The sequence below is a fragment of the Methylophaga nitratireducenticrescens genome (genome assembly GCF_000260985.4).
Classification (GTDB): Bacteria; Pseudomonadota; Gammaproteobacteria; order Nitrosococcales; family Methylophagaceae; genus Methylophaga; species Methylophaga nitratireducenticrescens.
The window spans coordinates 246639-269676 of the sequence record NC_017857.3 but is presented as its reverse complement, the minus strand read 5'-3'; the positions used below and the strand labels follow the sequence as shown (position 1 = coordinate 269676).

Sequence of the window (23038 nt, the reverse complement as noted above, 5' to 3'; positions counted from 1 at the left end):
AATTAGAAGAAAGTGAACCCTACCTGGAATAAACGCTCTACCTCCTTGATATAACGTTTATTGGTTAAAAACAAAATCACATGGTCCTCGGCTTCAACGACAGTATTGTGATGCGCAATAACCACTTCCTCTCCACGCACGATTGCGCCAATAGAAGTGCCCGGTGGTAAATCAATTTCATCAATTCGTCTACCCACCACCATTGACGAGCTTTTATCGCCATGAGCAATCGCCTCAAGTGCTTCGGCGGCACCACGCCTTAATGAATGTACCGCAACTATATCGCCACGACGAATATGCGCCAGCAAACTGCCGATAGTCGCTTGTTGAGGAGACAGGGCAATATCGATGGTACCGCTTTCTACCAGATCCACATAAGCAGCACGGTTAATCAGTGACAGCACCTTGCGTGCCCCAAGACGTTTGGCCAGCATAGCTGACAGAATATTTGCCTCGTCATCATTGGTTAATGCACAGAACAAATCCACATTGTCGATTTCTTCTTCAAGCAGCAGTTCTTCATTGGCCACATCGCCTAATAAAACAATACTTTTAGATAACTCTTCAGATAAGTAATCAGCCCGGGCACTATTGGCTTCGATGATTTTGATTTGATAGTCATGTTCCAGCGCTCGTGCTAGCCGTATACCGATATTGCCCCCACCTGCCAGAATAATGCGTTTATAAGGTTTTTCCAGCCGCCGTAATTCAGCCATCACTGAGCGGATATCTTTGCTGGCAGCGATAAAAAACACTTCATCATCTGCTTCGATAACCGTTTCGGCTTCCGGCAGAATCGCTTTACCATTACGGAAAATAGCGGCGACGCGGGTTTCGGTTTTGGGAATATGTTTACGTAATTCGCGTAGGGGGTTACCGACTAATGGCCCGCCATGAAAGGCTCTGACCGCCACCAGCTGAACCAGTCCATCGGCAAAATCCAGCACCTGTAAGGCATTCGGGTGACTGATTAATCTTTCAATATAATCGGTCACTAATTGTTCCGGGCTGATTAATACATCAATGGCAATGGCTTCATTACTGAATAATTCAGGTTTGGTGAGGTATTCCGGAGTACGGATCCGGGCAATTTTGGTTGGCGTGTTATACAGCGTATGGCAAATCTGGCACGCCACCATATTGGTTTCATCACTATTGGTGACAGCCAGCACCAGATCGGCATCGGCTGCTCCGGCCCTTTCTAATACCTCGGGATGCGAGGCAAGCCCTTGCACTGTACGTATATCATAGTGATCCTGAAGTTTATGCAGGCTATTGGCATCGGTATCGACCAGCGTAATGTCATCATCTTCACGGGCGAGGGTGGCTGCAACAGAAGCGCCAACCTGTCCGGCACCGAGGATCAGAATCTTCATTGCAAGTCCTTATACTTGTTTACTATCAATGCCCAGTGCTCGAAGTTTACGGTAAAGATGGGTACGTTCCATTCCCGCCAGTTTAGCGGCTTTGCCCACATTTCCATCGGTTTCCTGCAGTTTTTGCAGCAGATAAATTCGTTCAAACTGTTCGCGTGCTTCGCGTAGCGGCTGATCAAAGTTGATTCCGGTGACATCATCAGCTTGAGGTGGCTGCTCAGACTGCATAGCTTTTTCCACATCATCGACATCAATATCATCTGAATCACCAAGCACTAATAGTCTTTGAATAACATTTTTCAGTTCCAGTACATTGCCTGGCCAAGAATAGTTTCGCAGTCGATTTTGTGCTGCAACCGTAAAACGGCGATACGGTAGATCAGCTTGTGTGGTCTGTTGATCAACGAAAAAGTGCACCAGTTCAGGGATGTCTTCTACATGATCCCGTAGAGCAGGTAATTGCAGTGTTATGGTATTAAGCTGATAAAAAAGACCTTCACTGAAATCGCCGCGAGCGATAAATTTGTCCAAGCCAAGCTGAGTGGCGCAGATTAATTGGCATTCTTTCAGTCTATCGCTTTCAAGTAAATGTTGTAGCATCGCCTGAGCCTCATCACTAAGCAAAGCCACATCATTTATATACAGGGTATTTTGCTGCGCTAATGAAATCAGTTTGTAACTGTCTGATGGAAAGCTTTCTGGACTGACTTCTATAAACTTACCATTACTACATAAGCCCAAACGATGGAGATAATAAGCAAAACAGTGTTTACCCGTGCCACCTTCACCAATCAGTAAAATTGGCATTTCATGACCTGCTATACGCTCAGCCTGCTCACGAAGCTGCGACATCTGGGGGCTTTTACCAACAGGTTCTAATGCAAACTCATGGCGTTGAGCCGTCTGTTTAGTCCGATTTTCAATGGCTAATTCTACAGCCCGCAGCAACTTTGCCATGGATAATGGTTTTTCAATAAAATCGTTGGCACCTGAGCGAGTGGCTTCAACAGCAGTTTCAATAGTGCCATGCCCAGACATCATAACAATGGTGACACTCTTGTTTTGTTGCTTAAATTCCTTGAGCAGTGTAATACCGTCAACATCCGGCATCCAGATATCCAGTAACACCAGCTGTGGCTGATTTTGGTTGAATACCAGACGAGCTTCTTCACCATTACTTGCGGTGACAACCCTGTAGGCTTCATCCTCAAGTATGTCTTTAATGAGCTCACGGATATCGGGCTCATCATCTACAACTAAAATAAGTGGTTTTTCAGTACTCACGCCTAATCTTCCTCCAGTGGTAGCCGAATTATTATACCTGCTCCTTCGGGATTAAGGTTTTCCGCCCAAACATCCCCGCCATGTTCTTCGATGATTTTTTTGACAATCGCCAGCCCCAATCCAGTACCTTTGATTTTGGTCGTCGCATAAGGCTCAAACAACTTGTCCACCATATTTTGGGGAAATCCTGGTCCCTGATCATTAATAATGATTTCCAGCCACGGCATATGTTGCTGAACAATCATGTGATAGCTGATCACAATATCGACAGCTTTTTCGGCTTCTTCACTAGCCTCAATGGCATTTTTTAACAGATTATGAAAGACCTGACGCATCCGGTTTTTATCCAGCCTGATACGGATGTCAGTTGGACTGTTCAGTAATGTAAATTGATGGTTGGAATGGCTTTGATAAAGGGTTAATACCTCTCGTAGCAATTCGCCAATCGAAACTTTTTCCAATTGTAATCCTGGGCTACGAGCATAGTCAGAAAATTCGTTAACCATGTCTTTCATGGCTTCAACCTGTTGCACAATCGTGTCGGTGAGCTTTTGCAACGTCTCGGTTTGATCCGGAGGTACTAATGAGGCGTATTTGTGTTGTAAACGCTCTGCTGATAATTGAATGGGGGTTAACGGATTTTTAATCTCATGGGCCAGACGCCTGGCGACCTCACCCCATGCTGCATTGCGTTGGGCCTGTAATAAGGCTGTGATGTCATCAAATACGATCACCCAGCCAGTATCTGCGGGTAAAGGTGTACCATGACACATCAAGGTTTGTCGCCCTTTGGTTTGTTGCAGTTCAATTTGTTGTTGCCAGGCGACGGCTTTAAAGGTGTAGTTCTGAATCAGCAAGGCAAAGCTATGCAGGTTGTCATTCAGTTTCGCCAAGCTATCCAAAGAGCTTTCCAGTCGTTGTTGTAAGTTAACACCGAGAATTTGACTGCTGGCCACATTGGCTGTTCGTAAGTACAGATCCTTATCAATAGTAATTACGCCACTTGATAGACTGCCAAGTACCGTGGTCAGGTAACTGGTCTGTTGCTCCAGTAACCGATGGCTCCGATCCGAAGCGTTCCGGGCTTGTGTCAGACGCTGTGTCATCTGATTGAACGACCGCACCAGAAAGCCGATTTCATCATGACCTGAAGCAGTGAGCTGCATATTATAATTGCCGGAAGCAACTGCCTGAGTGCCTGCAGCCAATTCCTGCAAAGGCTGAACCATTCGTCGGGAGATCCACACTGCAAACCAGATTGATGCCAGCATGGTCAGAAAAACTATCAGGCTCAATGTTAAGGTAAAGATGGTGACCAATGGTTTACGTAAATAACTCAGTTCTTTGTAATCGGTGTAGGCATCCTGAACATTCTTGCCCAGCGAGCTCAGATGTTCATTGACGGGAAAAGCCACATGTAAAAAACGCTCTTCAGCAAGGATAGATTTACGTGGCAACATGACTGCAGCACGTAATTGCAGCTCATCATTTGCTGCTGGATCCAGGCCAATGTAATCTTCTCCCTGTTGTAAACGACGCACGATAGATTCATCGGGCGCGTTGGGAAGAATAATCGCCGGGTTTTCAATACTGGACACCACCAGTCGTCCTTGCATATTCCATATACTGATTTCCAGTGCACCACTTAATTGCACCAGCTCACGCAGACTATTAGTGAGACGAGTATCCGGTAGTTCTGATAGTACACCAGCCATCATTCGCGTCTGGCGCAGTAAGGTGCGCATACGAATACCAAAGGCATTTCGGCTCAGTTCCAGGGAGTCCTCCAACGCCTGTTCAACTTTCACATCAAACCAGCTATTTATGCCGCGTTGCAGAAAATGCACGGAGAACCCATAAACAATACTGGTAGAGCCAACGATCAGTAATACAAACAAACTGACTAGTTTCAGTGTGAGTCGCGAGCCGGGGGCTTTGCGTTTAAAGTCGCGATAAAGCCGATACAAACCACGGCCGAGAATTCCGGCCAGCAACAATAAACAGATTAATCCCAGCCCAAAAATATACAAAAATAAGTCATTAAGGCGAGAGGTGTCCTGAGTGGCAGCACTCAGCATGTAGGCTAGTATTAATAGTAATAAAGCCAGTGAAAAATACGGTGCGGTTCCCGAGCTGAGCCCCCGGATTAATTGGAAGGCCATGCCACCTCAAACCAATCACTGGCTAAGTCCCATTTATTTGAAAGAAACGCTCCGGGTCGCATTGGCGAAGGCAGGGCGTTTAAATCAATCTGAGTGCGTAATCGGAGAACTAGGTTGTGTGTATCAAGCGTATGTTGTGGTGGAAGGCTAAAATCCTTTATTACACCCATTCCACTTAACGCACTCTCCAGAGTGGTAAAATTACGATGTGTTTGCGTATCCATCGAATGCAACAAATATTGTTGGGACAGATCGTGATAGCGCAATACATAGCGTATTTCAGTGGACCAGATATTGCTTTGCCATTGCCACCATTCACCCAAAACGGGATAGCTTCTTATCAGTTGGATTTCCTGAACAAAAGAGATGGGTACGCCATTGTAAAGAGCTTCTTTAACCCGAGCATTGAGTGGATATTGAATATTTGCATTAAGCAAATAACCATTGCCTGCTGGGGAGGTGTGAGCATCATTGATAAAAAACGCTCCAGCCTGCGCGGTTTGCACAGACAAAAATACACCAAAAACCAACGCCAGAAGACGTTTAACGGTGACGTAGGCAGGCATAATAGAAACCATCCAGATCGTTATCTCCCGGTAGCAATTGGTAGCCGAAGCTTACTCTTCGTGCTGGAGCCCGAACTGGAACGTGTTCCTTCGCTTCAGGCTGGCGTTGCAAAAATGCTTCTATTTGTAATTCATTTTCCTGCTTAAATGCAGAGCAGGTAGTGTAAACCATCAAGCCATCAGGTTTCAGTAATGGCCACAAGTTATCCAGCAACGCTTGTTGTTGTTGGGCCAGCTGATCAATATCATGAGGTTTTCGGAGCAGTTTTATATCCGGGTGTCGTCTGATAACCCCACTGCCAGTACACGGAGCATCAATCAATATACGGTCAAATTGTTCACCATTCCACCAGTTTTGTGGATTGCTGGCATCTGCTGCGAGACAATTTGCCGATAAATTCAGACGGGATAGATTTTCCTCAACCTGTTTGAGTCGCTCCTGACTGATATCCAAAGCAATTAATTCATTGGTTGGAACTCTCTCCAGAATATGACAGGTTTTGCCTCCTGGTGCTGAACAGGCATCGAGAATGCGCTGATTGGGCTGTAAATCAAGCAAATCAACCACTTGTTGTGCGGCGCCATCCTGCACAGAAATCGCACCTTCTACAAAACCTGGCAAAGCAAATACATCACAGGCTTGTTCCAGCAAGATCCCTTGAGGACAGTTTTCAATTGCGGTGGCAGAAATGGCGGCTTTCTCTAATAATTCCAGATATTCCGACTGAGAATATTCTCGGCTGTTAACCCGCAGCATCATCGGTGGTTGCTGATTGTTGGCTGTCAAAATGTTTTGCCACAACGCTGGCCAGTCAGCCTGATATTTTTCAATCAGCCAGGCTGGGTGAGCATATTCCGTCACTGTTTGTTCAGTCAGGTTTTTTTCTAAGGTTTCCTGCTGGCGTTGATAATTCCGCAGACAGGCATTGATTAAGCCGCTTGCCCATTGTTTGTTCAAGCGGTTACTGGCGTTAACCGTTTCTGACAGGGCGGCATGATCCGGTATACGTAAGGAGCGAAGTTGATATATACCCACCAGCAGCAACGCCTGAATATCAGCATCTTTCGTTTTTAATGATTTTGAAAGTAATTGCTGGCTGATGCTTTCAAGGGCAAAAAACCAACGGATTACACCATAGGTTAATTGGTGGAACAGGGGGCGTTGAGTTTCATCCAGTCGTTGACTGATATCTACAAAAGCGGTGTTTAATGATTGGCCCTGAATTACCCGCTGTATGACTAAAGCGGCGGCACTGCGTGGGCATAATAAATTACTTTTAGCCAAAATAGTCGCCTGCCTTCAAGGAGTGCGCATTCAGAAAGTCATTGGTTGGAACGGCTTTTTTCCCCGGTGCCTGGAGCGATAATAAGCGAATGACACCATCCCCGGTAGCAATATCAATTCCCTGACGGTCTGCCTGGATAATCGTGCCTGGTTTCACAGCATGATTTTGTGAGTCAATAACTTCTGCCTGCCAGATCCGCAGCATTTTGTCCTGCCAGAGGGTCTGGGCAATCGGCCAGGAATTAAACGCGCGGATCTGCCTATCAATTTGCTGTGCTGATTGTGACCAATCTATATTGGCTTCTTTTTTGAGTATTTTTGCCGCATAACAGCTTTCTGCATCATCCTGTGGCATCGACTGGGATTGTAATACCTCAAAGTTATTCAATGTTTCCAGCAGGGTGTTGGCCCCCAGCAATGCCAGTTTGTCATGCAGTTGTTCGCCAGTATCATTTGCTTCTATGGCTATTTCTGCACGTTTGATAACCGGTCCGGTATCCAGACCGGCTTCCATTTGCATAATACAAACACCGGTTTGTTTATCCCCAGCCAGGATGGCACGTTGAATTGGCGCGGCACCACGCCATCGAGGCAACAGGGAAGCATGAACATTAATGCAGCCAAGTCGGGGAGTGTCCAGAACACTTTGTGGTAACAGTAACCCATAGGCTACTACAATCATTAAGTCTGCCTGAAAACTGGCAAGCGTAGCTCGATCGGCTTCAGCTTTGAAATTGAGTGGTTGTTCAACCGGGATATGATGTTGTAAAGCAAGTTGCTTAACCGGGCTGGCAGTCAGTTTCCGACCTCTGCCAGCCGGACGATCCGGTTGTGAATAGACGGCGCAGATTTCATGTTCCGTTGTCAGTAAAGCCGCCAGCGTGGTTGCTGCAAAGTCCGGTGTGCCGGCAAAAATGATACGCATGGATGTCCTTATAGTTTCTGTTTCTGGTGTTTCTCCAGCCGTTTTTTGATACGTTGACGCTTGAGGTTGCTTAGATAGTCAACAAACAGTTTTCCTTCAAGATGATCGATTTCATGCTGAATACAGGTTGCCAGAATACCGTCGGCATCCATTTCAAACGTTTCGCCTTGCAGATCCAACGCACGAACACGGATTGTGTCGGCGCGGGTGACGGTTTCATAAGCTTCCGGTACCGAAAGACAGCCCTCTTCAAATTCACGCTCGCCTTCGGTTTCAATTAATTCCGGGTTAATCAAAAACAGAGGACTGGATTTGTCTTCTGAAACATCAATAACAATCAATCTTTTTTGTTCATTGACTTGTGTTGCCGCCAGGCCAATGCCCGGCGCGTCGTACATGGTTTCAAGCATATTATGAGCGAGCTGACGGATTTCATCGGTTACCTTCTCGATGGGCTTAGCTTTTAAACGTAACCTGGGATCGGGGAAGTGCAATATATTCAGTCGAGCCATTTCAGTACCTGCTATAAATCATTTAATCAGCAGTTTATTTATTTCAGACTGGAGTAGTAAGCAGCAAGGTTAGCAATATCTTCGTCAGATAAATTAGTAGCTTGCATTTGCATAACCGCCGCCATACCACCTTGACGTTGTTTATCACGATAGCTTTTAAGTGCTGCCTGCAGGTATTCAGCATTTTGCCCAGCAAGGTTAGGGTAGGCCGGCATAATTGCGATACCTTCAGCGCCATGGCAAGTTGCACAGACGGCCGATTTTGCTTTCCCTGCAGCCACATCACCCGCAGCAAAAGTCATTGAGCTAATACTAAGCGTAGCGATACCAACGATAAAGGAAGTTGTTAATTTCATGGTGTTCTCCGTTATATGAGTTGCCGTGTCAGACATAAAAAATTTAACCAGTCGAGATATTGACACATTATAAACCAAGTTTGTTGCTGGATTACTTGATTAGTGTAAACGCTTATTAGACACTATGAGCCGTTGCTGTTTATCCAGGGATAATGGCTGCCCTGTAGCGTCCATGAGGATTTTATGATGATACGTCACGTTTGTTTAGGGGTGTTTGCCCTGTTGATAAGTAATATGTTGTTTGCAAACGAGGTCGCTCTTAAGCCTGATCATCCGGATCGTTATGTGGTGGTTAAAGGAGATACGCTCTGGGAAATATCAGCAAAATTTTTGCAATTTCCCTGGCACTGGCCAGAAATCTGGCAGGTAAATCCACAGGTGGAAAATCCTCACCTTATCTATCCGGGAGATGAATTAACGCTGGTTTACCGTGATGGTCGGCCAGTTCTTGAATTAAACCGTGGTCAACAGACGTTCAAGCTTTCACCCGAAATGCGTGAGATTCGACTGGATGAAGCCATCCATACCATCCCGTTATCCATCATCCGACCGTTCTTAACCAAACCACGTGTGGTGGGTGCTGAAGCTCTTGATGCAGCCCCTTATGTTGTTGCTACTTCGGATGAAAGACTATTGTCAGGAGCCGGTGACATCGTCTATGCCCGTGGTGTTACTGAGCCAGAAAAAACGGATTTCAATGTTTTCCGTGGTGGTAAAGTGTATTTAGATCCCAATACCGGTGAAGAACTTGGCGTTGAGGCTATATATACCGGGGATGCCGTGGTGAAAGAGCCAGGGGAAGTTTCCACCTTGGGCTTAACTTACACCAACCGGGAAGTTATGGTGGGTGATAGATTACTGGTAGTTGAAGACGAAGATTTTGAACTTAACTTCTTTCCTCGAGCACCTTCTCAACCAATGAACGGTACGATTATTTCGGTATTTGATGGGGTTTCGCAAGTAGGTCAGTATCAAATAATTGTATTAAACCTTGGAACCCGGGATGGATTGGAAAGTGGTCATGTTTTGTCTGTGTACAAAACCGGAAAAACCGTACGGGATGCCGTTAGCGAAGATCGCAAAGCAACAGTAACGTTACCGGATGAACATGCCGGAGAAGCGATGGTGTTTAAACTGTATGAAAAGGTTAGTTACGCGATAGTAATGAAAGCGACAACCTCCATGCATCTTTTTGACAAGGTCCGTTCTGCAGAATAAAGGAAACCGTTTGCATAGATTTTCTGTTTCGCAACTGTCTCTGGCATGTCTGCTGGCTTTACAACGTATTCCCGGTATTGGGCCAGCTACCTTCAACAAACTCATACAGCAAGTTAATCAGCCAGCTGATATCTTTGGTGAGCCCCGGTTGTTAAAAGGCATTGATCCTAAAATTGTGTCGTTACTACAAACGCCGGATTGGGAACAGGTTGAGCGGGATTTGGAATGGTTATCAGAGGATAATCGGCATGTCATCGATCAACAGCATCAACTTTATCCCGAGCTGCTCCAACAAATACCCGATCCTCCAGCGTTACTGTTTATTCAGGGCGATATCAAATTGCTTAGCAAATGGCAGTTGGCGATAGTAGGCAGTCGCAACCCAACTGCTTCTGGTCGAGACACAGCATTTGAATTCGCCAGATACCTGGCTCAGGGCGATATTGTCATTACCAGTGGTTTAGCGACCGGTATTGATGCGGCTGCTCATAAAGGTGCTCTGGCAGCATCAGGCAAAACAATTGCCGTGATAGGTACCGGTTTGGATCGTGTGTATCCGGCCTCACACCGGGAACTGGCGCATTATATCGCCGAAGGTGGTGCAATTGTGTCGGAGTTTCCATTAGGGACATCACCCAAAGCGGAAAATTTTCCCCGCCGTAACCGCATTATAAGTGGTTTGAGCCTTGGCACTTTGGTCGTGGAAGCTGCAGTGAAAAGTGGATCATTAATTACGGCCAGAATGGCTATGGAACAGGGCCGTGAAGTGTTTGCTATTCCAGGCTCGATTCACAATCCATTATCCCGGGGCTGTCACCAGTTGATTCGTGAGGGAGCCAAGCTGGTAGAAACGGCAAATGACATTATTGAAGAACTAGGGGCCATTGCCGGTGTTGTTCCGCAAGCTGTGGAGAAACCGACCTCATTAGAGCAAACATCGGTGCAAGCAGAATATGACAATGATTACCAATTATTGTTTGCGTTTTTGGGATATGACCCGATCCATATCGATATACTTATTGACAAAAGCGGATTGACGGCTGATGCCGTTTCATCCATGCTGTTATTACTGGAGCTGCAAGGTCAGGTTGCTTCACTACCTGGAGGACGTTACGTTCGAAACGGAACCTGATCACGCCCACAACAGAGAAGCCGATGAAAGAAAATGTAATTGATGTGTTGCTCTATCTGTTCGAAAACTATATCGATACAGAAAATAGCAGTCAGCCTGATAAAGATGTCCTGGAGCTTGAATTAGAACAGGTAGGCTTTCAGGAAATGGAAATACACAAAGCACTTGATTGGCTTGACAATATGACGGTAGTGTCTCCGCAGACAGACAATCCCAATACACATATTCGTGTTTTCAGTGAGAGTGAAATAGAGCGTCTCGATATTCATTGTCGTGGCTATTTACTGTTTTTGGAACAGGTAGGCGTTTTGGATGTCGAAACACGCGAAGTTGTTATTGAACGCGTATTGGCATTAGACAGCGAAGAAATTGATTTGGAGCAGCTCAAGTGGGTCGTACTCATGGTGCTGTTTTATCAACCGGGCCGAGAAGTTGCTTATGCCTGGATGGAAGATCTGGTGTTTGAAGATTTGGAGGCGGTTATTCACTAAATCTGACCGCTCTTATTCTCCTTAATACTGCCCGTTTTACACGGGCAGTATTATTTAGAGCGTCTATTTTTGGTACGGGATTATATGGGAAAAAAACTCGTTATTGTTGAGTCACCGGCCAAGGCCAAGACCATCAAAAAGTATCTGGGCAAAGATGTAGAAGTCTTGGCATCTTATGGTCATGTGAGAGATTTACTGCCCAAAGAAGGAGCCGTCGATCCGTCAAATGATTTTGCGATGAAATATCAGGTGATTGATCGCAACAGCAAACATGTCGAGGCGATTGCCAAAGCCATGAAAAAAGCTGACACGCTCTATCTGGCAACGGATCCGGATCGTGAAGGGGAGGCAATCTCCTGGCATCTATATGAGTTATTGAAAAAGAAGGGAGTGTTAAAAGATAAAGAAACCTTCCGTGTCGTTTTCCATGAGATCACCAAGCAGGCAGTTAATGATGCTGTAGCCAATCCCCGCGAACTGTCGATGGATCTGGTTAACGCTCAGCAGGCACGTCGTGCGCTGGACTATCTGGTCGGCTTCACCCTTTCCCCATTATTATGGAAAAAAGTGCGTCGTGGCTTATCTGCTGGCCGGGTACAAAGTCCTGCTTTACGGATGATTGTTGAGCGTGAGCTGGAAATTGAAGCTTTCAAAGCTCAGGAATACTGGACTATTGAAGCAGATGCAACTGCTGAGAAAACTCCGTTCCAGGCAAAATTAACCCATTATAAAAACGAAAAGCTCAGTCAATTCAGCATTGACCATACCGAGCAGGCCGATGATGTTGTTACGACATTAACAAAAGCGGCTGAAGGCAAACTGCTAGTTACCCACGTTGAGAAAAAACAACGCAAGCGTAATCCTGCAGCACCTTTTACTACCTCTACCTTGCAACAGGAAGCCTCCCGTAAGCTGGGGTTTGGTGCTCAGCGCACGATGAGTGTGGCACAACAGTTATACGAAGGTGTCGATACAGGTGAGGGTGCAGAAGGTTTAATCACCTATATGCGTACTGACTCGGTGACGCTGGCGGCAGAAGCGATTGAAGAAATCCGCATATTTATCGGTCAACGATATGGTGCGAAATCGGTACCAGGCAAACCGCAGGAATACAAAACTAAATCCAAAAATGCCCAGGAAGCGCATGAGGCAATCAGACCAACTTCAGTTCTGCGCACCCCCGATGAGATGAAGGCTTATTTATCCGTCGATCAGCACAAACTTTATAACCTGATATGGCAGCGTACCTTAGCCAGCCAGATGATTCACGCGACTTTGAATACGGTTGCTGTGGATTTGGGCTGTGGTAAGGGCAATACTTTCCGCGCCAATGGTTCTACCGTGGTAAACCCGGGGTTCATGAGTGTTTATCTGGAAGGTAAGGACGATACCAAAGGCGACAAAGATGAAAATATCCTGCCACCGATGGAAGTCGGGAAGGTCGTTGATCTGGTCGCCATTCGCCCTGAACAGCACTTTACCGAGCCACCACCAAGATACAGTGAGGCCAGTCTGGTCAGAAGTCTGGAAGAACATGATATTGGTCGACCATCGACCTATGCCAGCATCATCTCTACATTGTTACAGCGTGAATATGTTGAGCTGATTACTAAACGTTTTCACCCCACCGATGTGGGACGTGTTGTCGGCAAGTTTCTGGTTCAGCATTTTACCCGCTATGTGGATTATGACTTTACAGCCAAACTGGAAGATGATCTGGATGCGGTATCGCGTGGTGAAGCCGAGTGGATCCCATTGTTACGTAATTTCTGGGGACCATTTAAAGAGCAGGTTGAAACCAAGGATAAAGAAGTCCAGCGTAGCGATGTGACGCAGGAACTGCTGGATGAAGATTGTCCTAAATGTGGTAAAAAACTCTCCAGCAGGTTAGGACGCAGTGGCCGATTTATCGGTTGTACCGGTTATCCGGAATGCGATTACACCCGCAATATTGATGGTGAAGAAACCACAGCCAGCGAACCGGAAGTGGTTGAAGGGCGTAAATGCCCGAAATGTGAATCTGATTTGTGGGTACGCACGGGTAAATACGGCAAATTTATCGGTTGTAGCAGTTACCCGAAATGTAAACACATTGAATCACTGGAACAGCCCGAAAATACCGGCGTTGAATGCCCCAAATGTAATAAGGGTGAAATTCTGACGCGCAAGTCACGCCGAGGCAAAGTATTTTATTCCTGCTCGGAATATCCGACCTGTGACTATGCGTTATGGAACGAACCGATCAAAGAAGCCTGTCCAAATTGTCAGTGGCCGATATTGACCATTAAAACAACCAAGAGCAAAGGCACCGAAAAAGTCTGTCCGCAGAAGGATTGTGGCTTTAGTGAGAAAGTGGAAAGCGCTTAAAAATAAAAAAGGGACGTGAAAACGTCCCTTTTTTAATTCACCGAAGTGGAATTTTACTTTTTGCGCTCCGAATGACCTAAATCCTGTTCTGGAGCAATTACGTCGCGCACCCGCTGCTTTAACTCAGTAATTTCCGGGAAACGGCCTTCCTGTTTTCTGGACCAGACCAACTGATTGTCTGCTGTAACTTCAAAAATACCGCCGGTACCCGGTTTGAGGGTTAATTCTGCAATCTCTCCATCAAAGGTGCTGAGCAACTCCTGCGCCATCCAGGCCGCACGGAGCATCCATCGACATTGGGTACAGTAAACAATGATAACGCTATGCATTAATCTGCCTTGATGTCCTCAAACACCGTATTGGCGGATTGCATTGCCAAATCCGTAGTGTCTGCCAGAACATTAAAGTGGCCCATCTTGCGTCCTGCACGGGCTTCTCTCTTACCATACAAATGCAGTTTAATATCTGGTTGATTGAGTAGCTTATCCCAGTCAGGTTGGCTGTTTCCCCATACATCACCCAGAATATTAATCATCACCACGGGGGATATTAATTGGGAACTTCCAGCGGGCAAACCGCATAACATACGTACCTGTTGTTCAAATTGTGAGGTTTTGCAGGCATCCAGTGTGTAATGTCCCGAATTATGTGGACGAGGGGCAATCTCATTGGCAATGATTTCGCCTTGCTTGGAAACAAAAAACTCAACCGCCATAGTACCAACGTAATCAAGTCCATCAGCAATTTTACCGGCCATTTCAATAGCCGCTTGTTGCTGTGTTTCAGCGGCAGCGCTAGGAACCGTGGTGGAATGTAAAATTCCGTTGATGTGGACATTTTCAGCGACCGGGAAAGCGGTGATCTGACCATCTTCGCCACGCGCCAGAACGACCGAAATCTCGCGCTCCAAATCGATTCGCTGTTCCAACACACATTCTTTTTGGCCTAAAGCATCAAATGCTTCATAAGCAGCCTGCACATCTTCACAAACAATCTGACCTTTTCCGTCATAGCCAAAGGTGGCGACTTTAAGAATGGCCGGGAATTTAATTTGAGTGCTGATATCAGCAAAATCATCTCGACTGGTTATGCGGACAAACGGCACGGTGGCAATGCCTTGCGCACGAATAAAAATTTTCTCTGTATTGCGATTTTGTGTGCTGGCTAGAGCAGAAGAGGAGGGATGCACAACGGTACGTTTTTCGAGAAATGCCAGGGTGCTGGCGGGAATATTCTCAAACTCGGTAGTGATTGCTGCACAATGCTGAGCCAGCTCGGTCAAGGCTGCTTCATCAGTGTAAGCGGCGCAAATATGCTGATCAGCGATAATTCCGGCAGGACTATTTTTGTCTGGATCTAGCACAATAACTTTGTAGCCCATCGTCTGGGCCGCGGTGGTAAACATGCGGCCCAATTGACCGCCGCCAAGCATTCCTAATGTGGCACCTGGTAAAATCATCTACATCCTCAGTTCTAAGCTAATGGGGGAAGTTTCATATCCAGCACGGCCTGATGCTGGTTTTTGCGGAACTGTTCCAGTTTTGCAGCCAGTTGTGTGTCATGAATTGCCAGCTGGGCAATAGCAAACAAAGCAGCATTTGCCGCGCCAGCTTCACCAATGGCAAATGTAGCAACCGGAATACCTTTAGGCATCTGGACTATGGATAAAAGAGAGTCCTGGCCTTTGAGGTAACGCGAAGGAACCGGAACACCGAGTACCGGGACTAATGTGTTTGCAGCGAGCATGCCTGGCAAATGGGCGGCCCCGCCAGCTCCCGCAATAATACAACTTAAACCTTTGCTTTTAGCCGTTTTGGCATATTCGGTCAGCAGATCGGGGGTTCGGTGAGCAGATACAACCTGAGTTTCGTAGGCAACGCCAAAAGCGTCAAGTTGTTCAACGGCTTTTTGCATGACTGGCCAATCACTATTGCTGCCCATCACTACACCTACCAGTGGTTTGTCCATTGTTAGTCCGGTTATTTGTCAGAAAAGCAGTGCATTTTAGCTATTTTATTGAAAATAGGAAAATTTACTGCTGATGATTGTTGTCCAAAAAATGCAGCTGGAATTGAATGGCAGTGAATCAATCGTTATACTAGGTGATCCTTTTCTGCCGTGTTTTTGTGCGACGCTCCTCAGTTTTGATATAGCTGTGCCGGATTAACCTCCGGAATGGAGCTGCGACGGCGCTAACAAACGATGAAGGTATATGACGTGAGTCAGCCAACAGAACTAACACAAAGTCTCTATAGACCAGAATTTGAGCGCGATAATTGCGGATTCGGATTGATTGCCCAGATGGATGGTATACCCAGTCATTGGCTTGTTAAGACAGCCATTGAAGCCTTGGGTAACCTGACTCATCGTGGTGCAATCGGTGCAGATGGCAAAACCGGCGACGGTTGTGGTTTATTGCTGAAAAAACCTGACAGCTTTTTTAAGGCTATTGCCGAAGAGCTTGGCTTTACGCTCGCGCAACGCTATGCGGTCGGTATGGTTTTTCTGTCACAAGATGACAATAAAGCACAGTTAGCCCAGGATGCAGTTACTGAAAAACTGACAGAGCAGGGGCTGCAAGTCGTCGGTTGGCGTGAAGTGCCGGTCGATGCTGAAACTGCCTGTGGCCAGGAAGCACTTCGTTTGCTACCGAAGATGCGCCATGTATTCGTTAATGCTGACGAGTCAATGGATGATGCGGCATTTGAACGCAATCTCTATATCGCGCGCCGCAAAGCTGAAAAAGCCATTACTGAAGATAAAGATTTCTACATTCCAAGCCTGTCATCACAAGTGGTGTCCTATAAAGGCTTGGTAATGCCTTCATATTTGCCAGTGTTTTATAAAGATCTCAGTGATGAGCGCATGGAAACCGCTATTTGTGTATTCCATCAGCGTTTCTCCACCAACACCTGGCCGCAATGGCGTCTGGCTCAGCCATTTCGTTATCTGGCTCACAATGGTGAGATCAATACTGTCCAAGGCAACCGGAACTGGGCCTTGGCGCGTGGTGCAAAATTTGCCACCTCGTTAATTGAGAATATGGAAGATATCCGTCCATTAGTTGGTACCACTGGTTCTGACTCATCCAGCATGGATAATATGCTTGAAGCATTGTTAGCTGGTGGCGTAAGTATGTTCCGTGCAATGCGCTTACTGATCCCACCTGCTTGGCAGAACGATCCCACAATGGATAGTGATTTGAAAGCCTTCTATGACTTTAATTCCATGCATATGGAGCCATGGGATGGTCCCGCTGGTGTAGTAATCACTGATGGCCGTTATGCAGCATGTACGTTGGACCGTAATGGTTTACGCCCTGCACGTTATGTCATTACCAAAGATCGTCATATTACGTTGGCTTCTGAAGTAGGTGTCTACAACTATCAGCCGGAAGATGTGGTTGAAAAAGGTCGTCTGAAACCTGGCCAGATGCTGGCGGTAGATACCAAAACCGGTGAATTGTTGATGCCGGAAGATATCAACAACATGCTCAAAAAAGCGCAGCCTTACCGCGAGTGGCTGGATAATAATCTGCAGCGTCTGCATGACACAGAGAAAGATGACCAGCATACCTTGCCGGAAATACAGGGCGATGAGCTGGATATCTATGAAAAAATGTTCGGTGTCAGTTTTGAAGAACGTGATCAGGTGATTCGTGTATTAGGTGAACTTGGACAGGAAGCAACCGGATCAATGGGCGATGACAGCCCGTTTGCGGTGATGTCTGAGAAAGTCCGTTCATTGTATGACTATTTCCGTCAACAGTTTGCGCAGGTCACCAATCCACCTATCGATCCATTACGTGAAAACATCGTCATGTCTCTGGAGACGTGTATTGGTGAAGAGCGTAACCTGTTTGAGGAAGGTGAAGACCATGCCCAGCGTGTGGTACTTGATTCGCCGGTATTAACCGGAAAACTGTTTAATCAGATCCTCAAGCTCGGCGATAACGATCCTGAATACAAATCTTACCGTATCTTTCTGAATTATCAGCCTGAAATCGGTTTGGAAAAAGCGATTGATAACATTTGTGCTGATGCAGAAAAGGCCGTGCGTGATGGCAATGTCGTATTAGTGCTAAGTGATCGTGATATTTCCAAAGAAACATTACTGGTGCATGCTTTATTGGCAACCGGTGCGGTGCATCAGCACCTGATCAAAGCAGGTTTGCGTTGTGATGCGAATATTATCGTTGAAACCGCGACAGCGCGTGATCCGCATCACTTCGGAGTATTGCTGGGCTATGGTGCGACGGCAATTTATCCTTATCTTGCCTATGCCTGCCTGCAGGATCTGCGTGCCACTAAGGAAATCAGAGATGTCGAACATGCCGAGTTATGTCGTCGTTATCGTAAAGGCATCAATAAAGGTTTATTCAAAATCACTTCGAAAATGGGCATCTCGACAATTGCCAGCTATCGTGGGGCACAATTGTTTGAAATCGTTGGCCTGAATGATGCAGTTGTCGACAAGTGTTTTACTGCTACAACCAGCCGGGTTAATGGTGCTGACTTTGAAGCCTTGCATGAAGATCAGCTGCAACTATCAAAACTGGCTTGGAATCAACGTAAAAAACGTGATCAAGGTGGTTTGCTGAAATTCATCCATGGTGGTGAATATCATGCTTATAACCCTGATGTGATTGGCGCATTACAGAAAGCGGTTCAGGGCGGTCATTATGATGACTATAAAGCCTATGCCGCTTTAGTGAACGAACGTCCTGCGATGGTGTTGCGTGACTTGCTGGATGTCAAACTGGCCGAAACGCCGTTGGATATCGAAGAAGTTGAAGACACGGGCGCTATTCTGCAACGCTTTGACAGCGCAGGTATGTCCTTAGGAGCGTTATCGCCCGAAGCGCATGAAGCGCTGGCAATTGCGATGAACCGCTTAGGTGGTCGTTCAAACTCGGGTGAAGGTGGTGAAGATCCGGATCGTTTTGGTAACGAGCGTGTCTCCAAAATCAAACAGATTGCCTCAGGCCGTTTTGGTGTAACACCACACTACCTGGTCAATGCTGAAGTTTTGCAGATTAAAATTGCCCAAGGTGCAAAACCGGGTGAAGGCGGCCAGTTACCGGGTGGTAAAGTTAATCAGATGATTGCCACGCTTCGCCATTCGGTGCCTGGCGTGACGTTGATTTCACCGCCACCACATCATGATATCTATTCTATTGAAGATTTGGCTCAGCTGATCTTTGATCTGAAACAGGTCAATCCTGATGCATTGGTATCAGTAAAGCTGGTCTCACAAGCTGGTGTTGGAACAGTCGCTGCGGGTGTGGCAAAAGCCTATGCCGATTTAATTACCATCTCTGGTTATGACGGTGGTACAGGTGCCAGCCCGCTGACTTCGGTCAAATATGCTGGCGGCCCTTGGGAACTTGGTTTAAGCGAAGCTCATCAGACGCTGCGCGCCAATGACTTGCGTGACAAAGTGCGTCTGCAGACTGACGGTGGTTTGAAAACCGGCCTTGATGTTATCAAGGCCGCTATTCTGGGTGCAGAAAGCTTTGGTTTTGGTACCGGGCCGATGGTCGCGCTGGGTTGTAAATATCTGCGAATTTGTCATTTGAATAACTGTGCGACCGGTGTTGCAACACAAAATGAAAAGCTGCGGACGCAGCATTTTATTGGCTTGCCACAGATGGTGATGAACTACTTCCAGTTTGTTGCACGTGAAACACGTGAATGGTTGGCAAAACTGGGTGTGCGTAGTTTGCAGGATTTGATCGGCCGTACTGATTTGCTCGAAATCCTTCCGGGGACGACGGATAAACAGCGTGGGCTGAATCTGCAACCATTGTTGTCGAATGCCGGTGTTCCTGCCGACAAACCGCAATTCTGTCTTGAGCCAAAAAATGAACCCTATGATAAGGGTGAGTTGGCTGAGCAAATGGTGGAGGATATTAAAGAAACTATTGTCAATAAAACCGGCGGTGAATTCAGTTACGAAATTCGTAACATCAACCGTTCAATCGGTGCCCGTTTGTCTGGTGAGATCGCCAAGGTTCATGGCAATTACGGCATGATTGATAAACCTGTTCGTCTGAACCTCAAAGGTTCTGGTGGACAAAGTTTTGGTGTATTCAATGCGGGTGGTCTGGAGATGCGTCTTGAAGGCGATGCCAATGACTATGTAGGTAAAGGCATGGCAGCCGGTAAGCTGACCATCTATCCATCACCGGAAAGTGATTTTGAAACGCAAAATGCCAGCATTATCGGTAACACCTGTTTATATGGTGCTACAGGTGGTGAGCTGTATGCTGCGGGTAAAGCGGGTGAACGTTTTGCAGTTCGTAATTCCGGAGCAGTTGCGGTTGTTGAAGGCGTTGGTGATCATGGTTGTGAGTATATGACCGGCGGTGTTGTTACCGTTCTGGGTGAAACCGGACTCAACTTCGGTGCAGGTATGACCGGTGGTCTTGCTTATGTATTGGATTTAGATAACACCTTTGCGAAGCGTTATAACCAAGAGCTGGTTGAATTGATGCGGATTGATAGTAACGAAATGGCTGATGCCGCTTTGCATCTTAAAGGCCTTATTGAAGACCATGTGCGTGAAACCGGTAGTGTCTGGGCGCACCAGATTCTGGATCGTTTTGAACAGGCGATCAAAGAATTTTGGCTGGTCAAACCTAAAGCAGCGTCACTGGATGGTTTATTAAAAATTGCCACCAAAGCGGCCTGATATAACGGGTAAAACGAATAACGATGAAAAAAAATACGTTTCAATTTTTAGATGTAGGGCGTGTCGACCCCAAAAAGCTGGATGCAAATATTCGTAAACAGCAGTTTGGTGAAATCTATGGACAATTTGATGCCTCACAAGCGGCTGAGCAGTCTGATCGCTGTCTGGAGTGTGGTAATCCTTATTGTGAATGGAAGTGTCCAGTACACAACTATATTCCAAACTGGCTGAAACTGATTAGTGAAGGCAATCTGGAACAGGCTGCTGAACTGGCTCACCAAACTAATACATTGCCTGAAATCTGTGGCCGGGTGTGTCCTCAGGATCGTTTATGTGAGGGCGCCTGTACCTTGAATGACGGATTTGGTGCAGTAACCATTGGTTCGGTGGAAAAATACATTACGGATACCGCGTTGACTCAGGGCTGGCGGCCGGATCTATCCAACGTTGTCGATACCGGTAAACGGGTTGCTGTGATTGGTGCGGGTCCTGCAGGCTTAGGTGCTGCTGATGTATTGGTTCGCAATGGCGTTAAGCCTGTAGTGTTTGATCGCTATCCTGAAATCGGTGGGTTGCTGACATTCGGTATTCCAGAATTCAAACTGGAAAAGGAAGTTGTTAAACGCCGTCGTGAAGTTATGGAAGGCATGGGGATTGAATTCCGTTTAAATACTGAAGTAGGCAAAGACATTGAATTTGGTGTTTTGCTTGGAGAGTATGATGCGGTTTTCCTGGGTATGGGGACATACACATACATGAAAGGCGGTTTCCCTGGTGAAGAATTGCCGGGCGTATATGAAGCTTTGCCTTATCTGGTGGCCAACAACAAAAAACTGCTGGATCTGCCCTCTGAAAACTATGTTTCTCTGGAAGGCAAGCGTGTAGTCGTGCTTGGTGGTGGTGATACTGCTATGGATTGCAACCGTACCGCGATTCGCCAGGGGGCTACCAATGTTATCTGTGCTTATCGCCGTGATGAAGAAAATATGCCCGGGTCACGTCGCGAAGTGAACAATGCACGTGAAGAAGGCGTTGAATTTATGTGGAATCGCCAGCCAATTGAAATTGTTGGCGATGGCAATAAAGTCACTGGTGTTAAGGTCGTTACTACGGCAATGGGCGAACCCGATGAGCGTGGACGTCGTCGTCCTGAGCCGGTCGCTGGCAGTGAAGAAATCATTTTAGCAGATGCAGTTGTTATTGCATTTGGTTTCCGTCCAAGCCCAGCACCATGGTTTGAAAAATTCAATGTCAGCATTGATGATGGTGGCCGTGTGGTGGCTCCTGCTGAAGGTGCTTGTGCCTATCAAACCACTAATCCGAAAATTTTTGCTGGCGGTGATATGGTTCGCGGTTCGGATTTGGTTGTTACCGCTGTTTGGGAAGGTCGTCAGGCCGCTGAAGGTATTCTTGATTATCTGGACGTATAAACTTCAGTTTTTACCGGCAAAATAGTGGCAATTTTATCGCACTGGGTTGGTCATATTCGCTTGAAAATGACCTCTCAGTGCGATTTTGTTTCAGAAGTTAGACGTTGTCATCATCAACTCAAAAGGGGCTCCGGTGTCCGAATTAAAAAATGATCGTTACTTGCGTGCTCTATTAAAACAGCCCGTTGATAAAACACCCATATGGATTATGCGTCAAGCAGGGCGTTATTTGCCTGAGTATCGTCAGGTGCGCGAAAAAGCCGGTGATTTTATGACGCTTTGCACCACGCCGGAACTGGCCTGTGAAGTGACGTTGCAACCGCTGCGTCGTTATGATTTGGACGCATCAATTATCTTTTCCGATATTTTGACCATTCCCGATGCGATGGGGCTCGGATTGCATTTTATCACTGGCGAAGGACCAAAATTTCATAAAACGGTCCGTAGTGCCGCCGATGTGGCCAATCTCAGCGTACCAGATATGGAAGATAGTCTGGGTTATGTGATGGATGCTATCCGCCTGACCCGCAGAGAAATTGATGGCAAAGTGCCGTTAATTGGCTTTAGTGGCAGTCCCTGGACATTGGCGTGTTATATGGTTGAAGGCAGTTCCAGCAAGGATTTCGCCAAAATCAAAGCCATGATGTTTGATACGCCTGCTGTTATGCATGATTTATTATCAGTGCTTGCCAAGTCAGTTACTGCTTACCTGAATGCACAAATTGCTGCTGGTGCTCAAGCCTTAATGTTATTTGATACCTGGGGCGGAGCATTAAGTGGACCAAATTACAGAGAATTCTCCCTTGCTTATATGCAGCAAATTATCAGCGGTTTAACCAAAGAAAATGATGGCAGACGTGTACCGGTAACGGTGTTCACCAAAGGCGGAGGTCAGTGGTTAAGCCATATGGCTGAAGTGGGAGCCGATGCGTTAGGTTTGGACTGGACTACTGATCTTTCACTGGCACGTTATCAGGTAGGCGATAAAGTCGCTTTACAGGGCAATATGGATCCATGCGTGTTATATGCTCAGCCCGAGCGTATAAAAACAGAAGTAAAAGAAATCCTCAAAGCCTATGGTCACGGTAGTGGACATGTGTTTAATCTGGGGCATGGCATCCATCCGACGATTAATCCTGAACATGTCGCAGTACTGGTTGATGCTGTGCATGCTGAGAGTATTCAGTATCATCAATAAAACGTTGTAAAGTTCAGGCATAAAAAAGGGCAGGAAAACCTGC

General features: G+C 46.5%; 18 protein-coding genes. 7 read left to right on the top strand and 11 right to left on the bottom strand.

The features are described from left to right. Nucleotides 1–2: 2 nt before the first annotated feature. Genes trkA through Q7A_RS01160 form a run of 8 tightly spaced genes read right to left on the bottom strand, consistent with a single transcriptional unit; the run spans nucleotide 3 to nucleotide 8466 of the window. Nucleotides 3–1376 carry a Trk system potassium transporter TrkA gene (gene trkA, locus Q7A_RS01195; RefSeq protein ID WP_014705490.1) on the bottom strand — a complete coding sequence of 458 codons (1374 nt, stop codon included), beginning with the start codon at nucleotides 1374–1376 and terminating at the stop codon, nucleotides 3–5. 9 nt (nucleotides 1377–1385) lie between these two features. After that, nucleotides 1386–2660: a sigma-54-dependent transcriptional regulator gene (locus tag Q7A_RS01190; RefSeq protein WP_014705489.1), complete on the bottom strand. Its 1275-nt coding sequence runs from the start codon at nucleotides 2658–2660 to the stop codon at nucleotides 1386–1388. A 2-nt stretch (nucleotides 2661–2662) separates the two neighbouring features. Continuing rightward, nucleotides 2663–4822: a sensor histidine kinase gene (locus Q7A_RS01185; RefSeq protein ID WP_014705488.1), complete on the bottom strand. Its 2160-nt coding sequence runs from the start codon at nucleotides 4820–4822 to the stop codon at nucleotides 2663–2665. Next, a complete protein-coding gene (locus Q7A_RS01180; RefSeq protein ID WP_238595930.1) occupies nucleotides 4807–5388 on the bottom strand; it encodes a DUF4390 domain-containing protein in 582 nt (193 codons plus the stop codon). Before Q7A_RS01180 ends, Q7A_RS01185 begins: the two co-directional genes overlap by 16 nt. Next, nucleotides 5366–6673 (bottom strand): 16S rRNA (cytosine(967)-C(5))-methyltransferase RsmB, encoded by a 1308-nt coding sequence (gene rsmB / locus Q7A_RS01175; RefSeq protein WP_014705486.1) that lies wholly within the window; start codon nucleotides 6671–6673, stop codon nucleotides 5366–5368. The genes Q7A_RS01180 and rsmB overlap by 23 nt, the downstream gene beginning before the upstream one ends. Continuing rightward, nucleotides 6666–7598: a methionyl-tRNA formyltransferase gene (fmt, locus tag Q7A_RS01170; RefSeq protein ID WP_014705485.1), complete on the bottom strand. Its 933-nt coding sequence runs from the start codon at nucleotides 7596–7598 to the stop codon at nucleotides 6666–6668. Before fmt ends, rsmB begins: the two co-directional genes overlap by 8 nt. Before the next feature lie 8 nt (nucleotides 7599–7606). Further along, a complete protein-coding gene (def, locus tag Q7A_RS01165; RefSeq protein WP_014705484.1) occupies nucleotides 7607–8110 on the bottom strand; it encodes a peptide deformylase in 504 nt (167 codons plus the stop codon). A 38-nt stretch (nucleotides 8111–8148) separates the two neighbouring features. After that, the gene (locus Q7A_RS01160) at nucleotides 8149–8466 is read right to left on the bottom strand and encodes a c-type cytochrome (protein WP_014705483.1); all 318 of its coding nucleotides are present in this window, start codon (nucleotides 8464–8466) and stop codon (nucleotides 8149–8151) included. Between the two features lie 186 nt (nucleotides 8467–8652). On the opposite strand from Q7A_RS01160, the gene Q7A_RS01155 reads away from it, so the two are divergent. The 4 genes from Q7A_RS01155 to topA all read left to right on the top strand — a co-directional run bounded on the left by Q7A_RS01155 (nucleotide 8653) and on the right by topA (nucleotide 13674). Then, complete coding sequence (locus Q7A_RS01155) at nucleotides 8653–9684, top strand: LysM peptidoglycan-binding domain-containing protein (RefSeq protein ID WP_014705482.1); 1032 nt, start codon at nucleotides 8653–8655, stop codon at nucleotides 9682–9684. Nucleotides 9685–9694: 10 nt separating this feature from the next. Continuing rightward, nucleotides 9695–10816 carry a DNA-processing protein DprA gene (dprA, locus tag Q7A_RS01150; RefSeq protein WP_014705481.1) on the top strand — a complete coding sequence of 374 codons (1122 nt, stop codon included), beginning with the start codon at nucleotides 9695–9697 and terminating at the stop codon, nucleotides 10814–10816. A 23-nt stretch (nucleotides 10817–10839) separates the two neighbouring features. Next, a complete protein-coding gene (locus Q7A_RS01145) occupies nucleotides 10840–11307 on the top strand; it encodes a DUF494 family protein (RefSeq protein WP_014705480.1) in 468 nt (155 codons plus the stop codon). 84 nt (nucleotides 11308–11391) lie between these two features. Continuing rightward, nucleotides 11392–13674 carry a type I DNA topoisomerase gene (topA, locus tag Q7A_RS01140; protein ID WP_014705479.1) on the top strand — a complete coding sequence of 761 codons (2283 nt, stop codon included), beginning with the start codon at nucleotides 11392–11394 and terminating at the stop codon, nucleotides 13672–13674. A gap of 53 nt (nucleotides 13675–13727) precedes the next feature. Here topA and Q7A_RS01135 read toward each other — a convergent pair whose 3' ends face one another. Genes Q7A_RS01135 through purE form a run of 3 tightly spaced genes read right to left on the bottom strand, consistent with a single transcriptional unit; the run spans nucleotide 13728 to nucleotide 15642 of the window. Continuing rightward, a complete protein-coding gene (locus Q7A_RS01135; RefSeq protein WP_041354194.1) occupies nucleotides 13728–14003 on the bottom strand; it encodes a SelT/SelW/SelH family protein in 276 nt (91 codons plus the stop codon). After that, nucleotides 14003–15133, bottom strand: coding sequence for a 5-(carboxyamino)imidazole ribonucleotide synthase (locus Q7A_RS01130; RefSeq protein ID WP_014705477.1), 1131 nt, complete (start codon nucleotides 15131–15133; stop codon nucleotides 14003–14005). The genes Q7A_RS01135 and Q7A_RS01130 overlap by 1 nt, the downstream gene beginning before the upstream one ends. 14 nt (nucleotides 15134–15147) lie before the next feature. Further along, nucleotides 15148–15642: a 5-(carboxyamino)imidazole ribonucleotide mutase gene (purE, locus tag Q7A_RS01125; protein ID WP_014705476.1), complete on the bottom strand. Its 495-nt coding sequence runs from the start codon at nucleotides 15640–15642 to the stop codon at nucleotides 15148–15150. A gap of 234 nt (nucleotides 15643–15876) precedes the next feature. Between purE and gltB the strand changes: the two genes are divergently transcribed. The 3 genes from gltB to hemE all read left to right on the top strand — a co-directional run bounded on the left by gltB (nucleotide 15877) and on the right by hemE (nucleotide 22995). Next, complete coding sequence (gene gltB, locus Q7A_RS01120) at nucleotides 15877–20367, top strand: glutamate synthase large subunit (protein ID WP_041354192.1); 4491 nt, start codon at nucleotides 15877–15879, stop codon at nucleotides 20365–20367. A gap of 23 nt (nucleotides 20368–20390) precedes the next feature. Continuing rightward, nucleotides 20391–21797: an FAD-dependent oxidoreductase gene (locus Q7A_RS01115; protein WP_089418492.1), complete on the top strand. Its 1407-nt coding sequence runs from the start codon at nucleotides 20391–20393 to the stop codon at nucleotides 21795–21797. Nucleotides 21798–21930: 133 nt separating this feature from the next. After that, nucleotides 21931–22995, top strand: coding sequence for a uroporphyrinogen decarboxylase (hemE, locus tag Q7A_RS01110; RefSeq protein ID WP_014705472.1), 1065 nt, complete (start codon nucleotides 21931–21933; stop codon nucleotides 22993–22995). Nucleotides 22996–23038 lie beyond the last annotated feature (43 nt).